9 protein-coding genes are annotated in these 11,858 nt (G+C 35.1%); 7 read left to right on the top strand and 2 right to left on the bottom strand.

Annotation, left to right across the window (positions count from 1 at the left end; genetic code table 11):
- Nucleotides 1-6 precede the first annotated feature (6 nt).
- The 6 genes from M3189_RS09170 to M3189_RS09150 all read left to right on the top strand — a co-directional run bounded on the left by M3189_RS09170 (nucleotide 7) and on the right by M3189_RS09150 (nucleotide 8,221).
- Nucleotides 7-777: a phospholipase D-like domain-containing protein gene (locus M3189_RS09170; RefSeq protein WP_251633549.1), complete on the top strand. Its 771-nt coding sequence runs from the start codon at nucleotides 7-9 to the stop codon at nucleotides 775-777.
- Nucleotides 778-842: 65 nt separating this feature from the next.
- Complete coding sequence (locus M3189_RS26920; RefSeq protein WP_285889492.1) at nucleotides 843-968, top strand: hypothetical protein; 126 nt, start codon at nucleotides 843-845, stop codon at nucleotides 966-968.
- A gap of 288 nt (nucleotides 969-1,256) precedes the next feature.
- On the top strand, nucleotides 1,257-3,473 hold the full coding sequence (locus M3189_RS09165; RefSeq protein ID WP_251633548.1) for a hypothetical protein: 2,217 nt from the start codon (nucleotides 1,257-1,259) through the stop codon (nucleotides 3,471-3,473).
- A 6-nt stretch (nucleotides 3,474-3,479) separates the two neighbouring features.
- On the top strand, nucleotides 3,480-4,238 hold the full coding sequence (locus M3189_RS09160) for an OmpA family protein (protein WP_251633547.1): 759 nt from the start codon (nucleotides 3,480-3,482) through the stop codon (nucleotides 4,236-4,238).
- A complete protein-coding gene (locus M3189_RS09155; protein ID WP_251633546.1) occupies nucleotides 4,225-5,463 on the top strand; it encodes a hypothetical protein in 1,239 nt (412 codons plus the stop codon). The genes M3189_RS09160 and M3189_RS09155 overlap by 14 nt, the downstream gene beginning before the upstream one ends.
- 10 nt (nucleotides 5,464-5,473) lie before the next feature.
- Nucleotides 5,474-8,221, top strand: a complete 2,748-nt coding sequence (locus tag M3189_RS09150) for a DEAD/DEAH box helicase (protein WP_251633545.1) — start codon at nucleotides 5,474-5,476, stop codon at nucleotides 8,219-8,221.
- A gap of 199 nt (nucleotides 8,222-8,420) precedes the next feature.
- Here the strand turns inward: M3189_RS09150 and M3189_RS09145 are convergent, their stop codons facing one another.
- A complete protein-coding gene (locus M3189_RS09145) occupies nucleotides 8,421-8,828 on the bottom strand; it encodes an ABC transporter ATP-binding protein (RefSeq protein WP_251633544.1) in 408 nt (135 codons plus the stop codon).
- Between the two features lie 212 nt (nucleotides 8,829-9,040).
- On the opposite strand from M3189_RS09145, the gene M3189_RS09140 reads away from it, so the two are divergent.
- On the top strand, nucleotides 9,041-10,957 hold the full coding sequence (locus M3189_RS09140) for a 3'-5' exonuclease (protein WP_251633587.1): 1,917 nt from the start codon (nucleotides 9,041-9,043) through the stop codon (nucleotides 10,955-10,957).
- A gap of 152 nt (nucleotides 10,958-11,109) precedes the next feature.
- Here the strand turns inward: M3189_RS09140 and M3189_RS09135 are convergent, their stop codons facing one another.
- Nucleotides 11,110-11,733: a class I SAM-dependent methyltransferase gene (locus tag M3189_RS09135; protein ID WP_251633543.1), complete on the bottom strand. Its 624-nt coding sequence runs from the start codon at nucleotides 11,731-11,733 to the stop codon at nucleotides 11,110-11,112.
- Nucleotides 11,734-11,858 lie beyond the last annotated feature (125 nt).

Below are 11,858 nucleotides of genomic sequence, written 5' to 3'. Positions count from 1 at the left end.
ATTGATATGTATAAGAGAATAATCGAACTTTCACAAAAATTAAATGATGAATCCTTTCAACGTTTGTATGAAATGATTTCAACGAACCAACTAACAACCGAAAGTGGAAGCAGAAGTCTAAGTCAGCCTGCTTCCCAATTAAAGGTTGATGCACGTTTTCTAGTTGAATTTTTTAGAAGCTGGCGCTCTAGTACGATTGATAAAGAGGGTATCCTTTTAGCTTTACAGAGTGCCTATCATACGAAAACAAAGTATGAACAAAATCAAAACAAAGTGGAATTAGCCTGGAATGGCCCCTTTTCTCGGCAAAGCGTGGTAACCAAGTCTATTTACACCACCATGCTTGAAATGATTGATAGCATGAAGAGTGAAGTCTTTTTAGTGGGGTACTCTTTTAGTGCTAAATCGGAGCCAATCATCGAAATCGTTGACCGGCTTCGTTCCGCTGCTAATAGAGGCTGCCGAGTTTGGATTGCCTTACATAACGACCAATATAATAATTTAGGGAGATTTCAAAGATTGTGGGGAGATGGACCTCCCTATGAATTGTATTATTGGAATGTACAAGAAGAAAATGTAAGCTTGCATGCGAAGCTGCTTCTAGTAGATGAACAAGATTTTTTAATTACCTCCGCCAATTTAACGGAACATGGTATGAAGAAAAACATTGAAATTGGACTAAGGTATACAGGCGGAAACGTTCCAGGGAAAATTAAAAAGCATTTTCTTAATCTTGTCCAAGAACGGGTTTTGATTCCATACGAACCTGGTAATTAGCGTTTCAAGACAGTACTTGATGAACGGTTACTTTTCATGTATATCCCGTTAATGAACAGCAAAAATTGGACGAACAAATTCTAGAGTTAGCTGAAATAATGGTAAAAAGAGGAGACGATAATCAAGCAATCATTGATTTCCTTGAGATAACAAACGAAGAGTTAAGGAATATCAAACGTCAAAGCAAATAGATAAGTTTTCATCAAAAAGTGTCCCCCCGTTACCAACTTTAATGTGTCCTTGAAAGCAAAGCCATGAACTGCCTAACATCAGAAGGTTCATGGTATTTTTATTTATAATAGGTAGGGCTTTCATAGAGGAAACTTACAATTAATGTCGAAGATTAATTGTATGATTGTAAAAATTTTGGGGTGATTATAGGCATTAGGTCATGTTTGTTTATTGGATATAAATTCCTATATAAGCATAAAGAATACATAGAATTTGTTTTTATTATATTTTTCAAGGAGATTAATTAGATGAATATATTTTTTACAGAATATTTTCCATACTTCATAATTGGGGTTATGGTTATTATTCTATGTGGATTAGGTTATACATTGTTGTTAAGACCATACTTTTACCTGAAAAAAGAAAAAACCATTCTTACAGAAAAATTGGAAGAAATACGACAAATTGATGATATCCCTGCTAGGTTTTTCGAATTTGAAAAATGGCTCCAGGAAAATGGAAAAAGTGATTATTTCCAATATTGCTTTAAACCAGCTTGGAATGGCTATTATAAAAAGTTTATGCAAATTCAACAATCGGGCGTTGTATTTACTCCGGATGTATATGATTTTTTTCTAGAAGAATTATTTGTTAATAAGTTTGGCAGAAGGAAATTTGTTGAAGTAATCCCTGGAATCTTCCTCGCTTTAGGGATTATTGGTACATTTGTTGGTATTGCTGCAGGTGTATCAGGTTTAAATCCTAATGGAGATTCAGCGGAAATGAGAGTAGGAATCGGAATATTATTAGGTGGAATGAAAGTTAAATTCTATTCCTCGATTATTGGAATATTATTTTCTGCTATATGGCAATTATTTGATAAAAGATTCTATCACCCTATTTTAACAGATAGCTTTCTTAAAATTCGTCAGAGCTTAGATGAGACATTCCCAACACAGGAAGAAAGTATTGTGCTTTACCAAATGTTTAAGAATCAAGAAAAACAGATCACTGACTTTCAAGTTTTCTTAACTGATGTCATGATTCCAAATATGGTCTCTGGCTTTTCTGAATCTATTAGTCATGTACTCACACCTCATTTAGAGCAAACACAATCATTAATGAGTGATATGATTGAGAATACAAATACCAATCAATTGGAAGGTATGAATACCATGGTAGATCATTTTGTATCTTCTTTGGGTGAGATTACTGGAGATCATATGAAAGGTCTTGGGGAGGCCCTTCAGACTACGATTGAATGGCAGAAGAAAGTCCATTCTGAAATGAGTGACTTAGTCGAATCCATGCAAGAGTCAGCAAAAGGGCAATCTCTGATGGTAGAGAAAACTACTTCTTTAACAGAACAAATCCATGGCTTTACTGATAAACTGACTGATTATCAATCTATCTTCCAATCAACAATAGCTGAATTAAATGAAACTACTGCTAAAAACAGTGACTTGCAAAATTCTACTTCAGAATTATTAGGTAAAATGACTGAGGAGAGACATGCGTTTGATCAGTATTTTACAGAGCATCTCGAAACATTAAAGTCAAATGTAGAATTAGTAGTTGCTCAAACGGAAGTTCATACAAATCTACATGAAAAATTAGAAACTAATCTTGAAAACATGCATAGTTTAACGGAAACGCAGCAATCATTATCAGATACCTTAACGAAGCAAGCTGCGGTACAGAAACAATCCCATCAGGATTTCAATAGTTTACTAGAAAAAATGAATGATCATGGGGAAATTTACACACGCCTCCAACATGGATTGAATGAAACTACAGAAAAGAACAATGATTTACAAGGTACCATTGCTCAACTTTTATTCAATATGGTAGAGGAAAGAGAAATTTTCCATCAGCACTTTGACCATCATCTTAGTAACCTTGAGTCCAATGTAGGTGCTATTGTGTCACAAACAGAACAACAAGTTCATATGCAATCGAAGCTTGAGTTAAATCTGCAACAAATTCATCAGCTCGCTGAAACACAACAAGAACTAGCTGCAACGTTATCTCAACACGCCGAACTGTCTCATGATTCTAATGTTGCATTAACAAATCTACTAAAAGAGGTTGGTACGCACGGATCATTGTTCGGTGAGCTTCAGGAAGAAATACGAGAAGCCCTTGATAAAACGATTGAGGAAAGACATCATATTGATCAAATGGTCGACGATTTATATGCAGGTTTAACAGACCAATTACAGTATATGGATGCACGAATAAATACGCTAAAGGATATTTGGCAAACTAATAAGGAAGCTATTACGAGTGCCAATAAACACTTAAGTCAATCCATGAATCAATTTACCGATGACATGCATCGGGGATTAGAGCACACATTTAAACAATTTGATGAGGAATTGTCTAAATCTGTCCAACATCTATCAAAGGGTGTAAATGCTATTCAGGACGGTATCGTAGATTTGCCTGATGCAATTGATACCTTGAAGTACTCCGTTGCAGAATTAAACAAGCAAGCTCGGAAAATGGTTAAATCGGGGGAATGATGATTTATGGCTAGAGGATATAGGACAGCTAATAGACACCACTCCACTCATGAAGAAGAAAAAGAAAACTTTTGGGTATCGTACACGGATTTAATGTCTGGTCTACTGATAATTTTTGCTTTGGTCCTAATGATTGCGATGTTTAATATGCAATCGACATTTGAAGAATCAAGTGCTGTAATAGCTGAAAAAGAAGAACAATTGAAAAAACAAGATGAAATGATTAAGGATTTGGTAGGAGTAAAAGCGGAAATTATTAATCAATTAGTGAAAACATTTCAAGATTCAAATTTAAATATTGAAGTGGATAAGCAAACTGGCGCAATTCGGTTCTCTGGAGGAGTATTTTTCGAGACCAATAGTAGTGAAGTTTCTGCTACTGGCCAACAATATTTAGAAAATTTTATTCCAAAGTATATTGGTATTCTTTTATCCGAACAATTTAGAGATGAAATCGCTCAAATCGTTGTTGAAGGTCACACTGATACCGAGGGCGGATATTTGTATAATCTTCAATTATCACAAGATAGAGCACTTTCTGTTGTTCAAAAAATCTCTTCACCAGAGTTTCCAGATTTCACTCATCGAGATCAATTAGCTAGTGTTATTACCGCAAATGGAAGATCTTTTAGTGTGCCTATTCTCAATAGTGAAGGGCAAATTGATTTGGAAAAATCAAGAAGGGTTGAATTTAAGTTTAGGTTAAAAGATGATGAGGTTCTTGAGAAAATCCAAGAAATGGTGAATGAGAATGCAAAACAGTAAACTATTTTATCACTTTGCATTTAAGCCCATAAAATTAACCGAAGAACGCAAAAAGCTAGAGAAACAATTTAAAGATATTGATAAAGATATAGCTTTAACACGCAGTGCTACCCAATTACCAAAGCTTTTAGAGAGAATAAGAGTGACCGCATTTGATAAATTAATTGAACTTGCGGCTACAATGACAAAAATGGATATTCGACTATTAATTTACGAATATCCATACCCGAAAGAAAAAGCAGAAACTAGAAGGAAAATTAATAAAATTCTATCTACAAGGTATACATCACTTGTCGGTAGAACTGCATGGGAATTGTTTCAACACGATATCTCTGATGTATTCTTACAAGAGCTTATTCGTGATTCCTTTAAACGAGAAAGTGATTCTTTTATTGGTATTAAGGAAGAATTTATACCCTTTTTTGATAAAGCGATGAAAAATAGTAGCGGAATTATCGATGGTTTTATCCCATTTTTAGTGAAAAGAAAAACAAAGTCAGAGTTACTTTTTAAGGAATGTAAGATAAAAAAGGATTCTATTTTGGAACACTCAATGCTTAAGAAAATGTTTCTAGGTGGATTACAAGAAGATTTCATTATAAACCGAGATGGGGAAGAGTTTGTATCTAAAAGTTTAGAAAAGTTCTCCAAGGATGAATATAAGCTGATTTTGAAGGTATACCTAGAAGCAAGGGGTTTTGAGGAATTTCATCCTAGTATATTACATGATGCAACCAAATTTCGACTTGGTGATCCACGTGAACAGGAAGAAGAATGGGACTTCTTATCAGAAAAGGCATTAATACAAGTAAAAAGATGGGTTATTCAAAAGAATTTAATAGAGATATTTGCAAGTGATTCTGATAATAATCGTTTTAATTATTGGAAGAGATTTATTAAGTATATGGACGATGTAGAGCTGATTAAAAATCCAAAGGTGGCATTTATTTATTTTAAAGATTTTGTTGTGGTTGAATTTGGAAACATTGGTGCTGCTTATTTTTATCATAAAAATGGATTTGAGAGATTTATTGCCCCTGTCAAAAATAGCCGCCAATTTAGAATTTCCCGAAGCAACAGTGCAAAAGAAGATATGTTAAAAGAAAGAGTTCCAGAAAAAAACGGAACCCCTTTGTTTATTAACAAACTTGATCATCGCGGGCAAATATGGAAACGAAGATTTGACGAACAAATGCAAAAATATTTAAACAGTGTAAAAGAATGAGGGATGGTACGTGCCAAGACTGTTTAACTTTCTCAGAAAAGAAAAAAGTAAGGATGTATCCCAGCAAATTTATGTTGATGTGAAAAGGACAAAAGAGGGTATCACCTATTCACTTTACCGAGGGCAGAAGGAAAATCATGTTTCATTTCCACTAAAGCTTTCAATATACGAATTGCGTCAACAAGAGAATATTAGTCTATTAGAGATTCTAGAAGAACTTTGGCTGGATGAAGTACTAAAAGATACAGATAAAAACTATCTTCTCCCATACTCTTTGTTTGCTGAATTACCATCAGAAGTAAAGGGAATTCTAGGTATCCCTGAACCCACAGTGCTTCAATTAAAACTAGGTCATGAAGGAGCGGTGGGACTTGCCACCTTTAGAATATTCTTAGAGAAAAGTTATGGTCAATGGCAACATTTAGAAAAAACTTCTCGTCAAATTGGACCATGGATAACCTTACCTGATGGAACGGAACTATTAATGGATGAGGGTCAGTATCACTATCAAGAATTGGTAGAGCAAGTCCCAAACCCAAGAGATAAAGATAGGATTTTTTCTTACGTTGCGGAAGTCCGAAATAAAGCGATTAAAATGAACATCCCTTTAGATGATTATTTGAATAAGCAAGAATACTTATTTGTTGATGATTTTGAAATAGACTTTTCATATGATACTAAAGAAATAAAGCTAGAACCTCGGTATTCTTCAAATGAGGATATACCTGATAGCCTGCTCCACGAAATGAGTAGGGGGGGAAGCATATTTGCGACTGGGCCAAATAATAAAAAAATATTTGTAAACCCTGATGTGCAGAAAAAATCAAAACAAATTTCAGAACTTGATACCGTTAAAGGCTCCAACATTCCTAGATTCGTTGAGAATCCAGAAACGTTCTTACCGGATATTGAGGGACTTGATATTTCTATTTTTAGTGAAAGAGTAAAATCACTTGGGATTCAAGTATATCGAGCACAGCCTTTCGTTCATGCAAATGAAAGAGAGCGAGGCTGGTTTGATATTGATACCGGATTCACTGTTCTTGACGCTGAAGGAGAAATACATGCTTCATTTGAGTCAGAAGAAATACTAGACCTTGTTCATAAGGCAAAAGAGCTTGGTGATGATTTTATTGAGTGGAATAACCAATGGATAAAGGTTCCACAAAATGCAGAAGTATTTATTGAAACAAGTAATACACTTCGAGATGAATTTCGTAAAGAAGTCGATATAACAAAACTTCCATATGTTCTGGAGATTTTTGAGAATATCAGTCTACTAGAATTTAACCAGCCCATATTAGAAGCACAAAAACAAATGAAAGATTTGGGGATATTAGATCCAGTCCCTCCAAAGTCTTTTATTGCTAATCTGAAACCATTTCAAGAAGATGGGTTTATTTGGTTGAAGTCTTTACATTATAGAAGAATCGGCGGTTTATTGGCTGATGATATGGGACTTGGAAAAACAATCCAAGTTGTTTCGTTTTTGTCATATTTGCAACAAACGAAACAGTTAACACCGGTTTTAATTGTTGTTCCTAAAACTCTAATAGAGAATTGGGAAAAGGAATTAATGAAATTTGCTCCATCTTTACTTGGATCAATTCGTATTCATAGCGGGCTACAACGTACAAAAAATAGTAGCGTGTTACAACAAACAGGAATCACTATAACCACCTATCAAACTTTAGTAAAAGATCAACTGGTATTTGGACAAGTGGACTGGCAAGCAGTCATTTGCGATGAGGCACAGGCGATAAAAAATCCATCAACCGCCGCATCTAAAGTAATAAAGGCTATGAAAGCAAGATTCCGTTTAGCGATGACAGGAACCCCCGTGGAAAATAGTTTAAGTGAATTATGGTCAATTATGGATTTTGTTCAACCAGGTTTACTCGGTAGTTTAAGTCAGTTTAAAAAAGAATTTGTGACTCAAATGGAGAATAGTGATTCTACTGAAGTAGAAGACCTACTAACCTCCCGAATTGCTAGAGTCTATAAGCGTCGGACTAAGACTGGAGAACTTGGAAATCAGTTACCGTCTAAAAGTATTGTGGTGAGAGAAGTTCCGATGGGGTCTGTTCAACTTGCACTCTACAAAGAGGTTTTAACGCTCGTTAAAGAAAAAATGTTAAGTGGTTTAGAAGCAATTCAAAAATTAAAATCACTATCTTCACATCCAGCGCTAATAAATGAAAAATATAACGATCTAAGTGTTAGGGATATTCCTAAATTAACCGAGACGCTTAACATTATAGAAGAAGTGTCTGTTAAAGGAGAAAAAGTATTAATTTTCACGGAATATATTCAAATGCAACAGCTATTACGAAAATGGATACGCGAAACCTTTGAGATTAACCCGATGATTATAAACGGTATGACAAATCGAAGACAGCAGTTGGTAGATATTTTTAACGAAAAGATTGGCTTCGATGTAATGATTCTATCTCCTAAGGCTGCGGGAACGGGCTTAACGATTACTTCAGCAAATCATGTCATTCATTATACAAGATGGTGGAATCCAGCAGTTGAAAACCAGGCGACAGATCGGGTATACCGTATAGGTCAAGAAAAACCTGTAACCGTGTATTATCCAATTGTGACGGATCAACAGGGGCTATTAAGAGAAGGAACCGTAGAACAAATTGTTCATCGAATTTTGGGTGAAAAGCTGGAATTGGCAACAAGCGTTATTGTTCCTAGTAAAAAAATTAACATTGAAGATGAAGTTTTAAGGGGATTGCAAGTTCATTAATAGTAAATTTCGCCCAAAATGTTATGCCAATTAGAACCAGGGACCATTCTCTTATTTACCTAATAATAGAATAGAAACTAAGAAACCTAAGATAAAATAACCTTCGGAACCGTCCACTTGGCCCTAGAGTCGTCGGATAGAACGAAACTTCTTCTCAAAAAATCCTCGAGCCCTTAATGGAGCCGAGGATTTTTTTGATTTATTTCTTTTTGAGTACACCTTTTTTCACAAGATTAATAAGCGTACCTTTATTCTTATAACGATTATAGGCAATTAATCTATTTAAATCTTTAATGGTTAGCTTGGATGGATCGATTGCCAGTTCAAATTCCTCTTTTACTTTTTCAATCAATGAAAGTGCATACTCCATTTGCTTTGCGGATAATGTGTAATCTTCATCCTGGGTGGGAACTTGGTTTCCTTTTTCAGTGAGTGTAGTTTCTAATGTAGCAGCATGTTCTTTTAGCTTTGCTTCCACTAATGCCTCCACATCTGCTTTACTAATAGATTGATTTTGAGGAGTACTTATAGGTTGGCTTGATTTAAATAACTTTTCTATTATCCCTTTTAACAATTCGTTCACTCCACTTTCTGTGAGTCCTAACATTATTTTTCCTGGTCATATTTTCCTATATTACTATTAATAAATTAAGATAAAGTAAAACACAATACTTTTGGGGGATTTATGTTAATTTTGGTAGAAAGTAGTCAAAGCAAATCGATACTTTCTTACATAATTAGAAGTATTTTGTAATATTATGGGTGAAATGTACTAATTGTAGTATAATGGAGAAAATTGCAATTTTTGGAGCGGTTGTTATGGCAATTACGATTCCCGAGACAATTCGATCATCTGCGACAACAGGGGAGCGGCTGTTTTTTCGAACGCTTAAGACCTTTTTACCAGATGACTACATTGTTTATTTTGAACCTGATATTCAAGGAAGAAGACCTGATTTTGTGATTATTGGGCCCGACCTTGGCATTGTCGTGTTAGAAGTAAAGGACTATACGAAGAATACCCTCTATCAAATTAATCATGATGAATGGCATATTGTTACTACCTCTGGAGATCAAGCGGTCATCAAAAGTCCGATGAAGCAGGCAAGGGACAATATGTTTCATGTAGTTGATACGTTGAAAAAAGATAAAAGTCTGATTCAATTAGAAGGTAAATATAAATTTCAATTAAAGTTCCCTTATGGGCATGGAGTTGTTTTTACCAGATTGTATTCTAAAGATTTTGTCCAAGAAGGCCTTTACTCAGTCATTGAGCCGAATCTTTGTCTAACTAGGGATGAGATTGATCCAGACAAAGAGGGATTTTCAGAAGAAGTATTAATGGAAAAAATCCTCAATATGTTTGTTGTTCCATATCGTTTAAAGGATTCACTATCCATAGCTGACATAAATGCTATTCGTTATCACTTATTCCCTGAGGTACGGATTAGTGCTGAATACAAACCACCGGTACCTTATCAGGACCAGCTTCTGTTATCCTTACATGATATTAAAACTATGGATCTTCATCAGGAGAATTTAGCGAAACAAATAGGGGATAAGAACCGGTTAATACGTGGGGTTGCTGGAAGTGGTAAAACGATTATCTTAGCAAGTCGAGCAAAGATGTTATCAAAACAGAATCCTGACTGGAAGATACTCATTCTCTGTTACAATATTTCTCTTTCAAATGCGATTCAGCAAATGATCCATCATATGCTCAATGAGCCAGAGGATTTATTTGATTTTGATCCTAATGCTATATCTGTAAAAAATGAGAATATTATTGTGAGGAATTTTCACTCCTGGTTAAAAAATGATTTAAGGATAAGAGAGCAGCAGCTTACAGATATCATAGAAAAACTAGAAAGAAATGAAGCGATTCTACCTACATATGACGCCGTTTTGATTGATGAGGGCCAGGGCTTTGAAGCTGACTGGCTACGGTTAGTTAGTTTACTGATTAATGCAGATACACAGTCTCTATTATTAGTAGAAGACCGTGCTCAGACGATTTATCAGCGGAAGCGTTCCTATTTGCAGGATACGGGCTTAAGTTTTCAAGGAAGATCAAAGGTTCTGTCCATCAACTATCGGAACACCCAGCAGATTGTAAAATTCGCTTGGGAATTTTATCGCAAGCATTCGATGTTTAAAAATAAAGTGGTCAATCGTGAACTGGAAGGTGAGATCATTGCGCCACAGAGCACGAAGCGAAGAGGTCCAGAGCCAGGCATCGTAAAAGCCAATAATTTTTTTGAGGAAATGAGAATTGTAGCTCGATCCATAAAGAAATTACATCTGGAGAAAAAAGTCCCGCTTGAGGACGTCCTCATTCTTTACCGTGTTAAACGGACACATAAATTTCCAATCATTGATATTATTCAACGTTCTTTAAAAGATGAAGGGTTACCTTATTTTTGGATTACCGAAAACGACGTCTCAAAACGCTCTTATGCAAAAGACGATGGGAAAGTTAAAATTAGTACCATTGATAGCAGTAAAGGATTGGATTTCCGAGCGGTTTTTATCGTGAATGTAGACTCTATGCCGTTTCCGCTTGAGGAGAATAAGGAAAGGGAAGTTTCATTGTTATACATAGGGATGACGAGAGCCAAAGAATACTTATGTCTTTCTTATTCTGGTAAATCAGAGTTTACGCAGTATCTGGATACCGTTAGCCAAGAGAGAAAACAAATAAAACCGGGATCAAAGAGATTCAATATTATAAATTAGACAAGCCAATATATTTTTTATAGGCTTGTTTATTTTTGAATTAGGCTCTGTTAAACGTTAATGTTGATAAACTGTATAAACAAAAGGACCCAGAGGTCCTTTTGTTCGTTTTCTAAGAAATGCTACTTGTTTGTTGAAAAGGCATTATATACTTAGGAATGTTTATGACCCAAAACTGCAATTGTATGGAATTGTCTAGATTTTGGACCTTTTAATAATGCAACATCGAGAAATCCATGTTCCTTAGCAATAGGAATAAATCGTTCTTCAATCATACTTTTTATACCTTGCCATATCTCATCATCTTTGCCATCACAAAGGGTGATGACGAAATAACCTCCAGGTTTTAATACCCTGTAAATTTCTGATAAGGTTTCAGATAAATCGTCCCAAAAATAAATTGTATGTATGCTAAACACTCTGTCAAAGTTTCCATCTTGGAACGGTAATCTATTAACATTTGCTTGAACCAATTTTGCTTTTTTAGTATTTAATGCGTTTTTATTTCTAATCGTAGCCGACCGAATGATGGTAGGTGAAAGGTCCACTCCTACTACTTGTTCTACTAAAGTTTGGTCTAGGATAAGTTTCATTGCATAACCAGCACCACATCCTAATTCTAATACACTTTCGCCCTGCACAATATTTAATAGCTCAATCGTCCATAAAGTTTCAGGTTTATGTTGCCGTACCATCTTTTCACCGATATACGTTCCTAATAGACCTTGCGGCTTTCCATACTGTTTATCAATTAATTCCTTAATCAGCTTAATCATATCGATAACTCTCCCTCTTCAGCTTAAAAGTTATTGTTTTTATTAAATGTTTCCAAAAGTTTTGTTTATACCATTATTGCAAGTCCTGCCTCGTTCCTGAACAAGAAAAAATCCTATTATATCTG

Origin of the sequence: Neobacillus niacini, from assembly GCF_023715415.1 — a bacterium.
Taxonomy (GTDB): domain Bacteria; phylum Bacillota; class Bacilli; order Bacillales; family Cytobacillaceae; genus Neobacillus; species Neobacillus niacini_C.
Note: the sequence above shows the minus strand (reverse complement) of the source record. Positions and strands in the feature narration are given on the sequence as shown.

Coding starts and splice junctions, on each gene's coding strand:
- M3189_RS09170 (WP_251633549.1), top strand. CDS start 7: ATGTATAAGAGAATAATCGAACTTTCACAAAAATTAAATGATGAATCC.
- M3189_RS09165 (WP_251633548.1), top strand. CDS start 1,257: ATGAATATATTTTTTACAGAATATTTTCCATACTTCATAATTGGGGTT.
- M3189_RS09160 (WP_251633547.1), top strand. CDS start 3,480: ATGGCTAGAGGATATAGGACAGCTAATAGACACCACTCCACTCATGAA.
- M3189_RS09155 (WP_251633546.1), top strand. CDS start 4,225: ATGCAAAACAGTAAACTATTTTATCACTTTGCATTTAAGCCCATAAAA.
- M3189_RS09145 (WP_251633544.1), bottom strand. CDS start 8,828: ATGTTAGGACTCACAGAAAGTGGAGTGAACGAATTGTTAAAAGGGATA.
- M3189_RS09140 (WP_251633587.1), top strand. CDS start 9,041: ATGGCAATTACGATTCCCGAGACAATTCGATCATCTGCGACAACAGGG.
- M3189_RS09135 (WP_251633543.1), bottom strand. CDS start 11,733: ATGATTAAGCTGATTAAGGAATTAATTGATAAACAGTATGGAAAGCCG.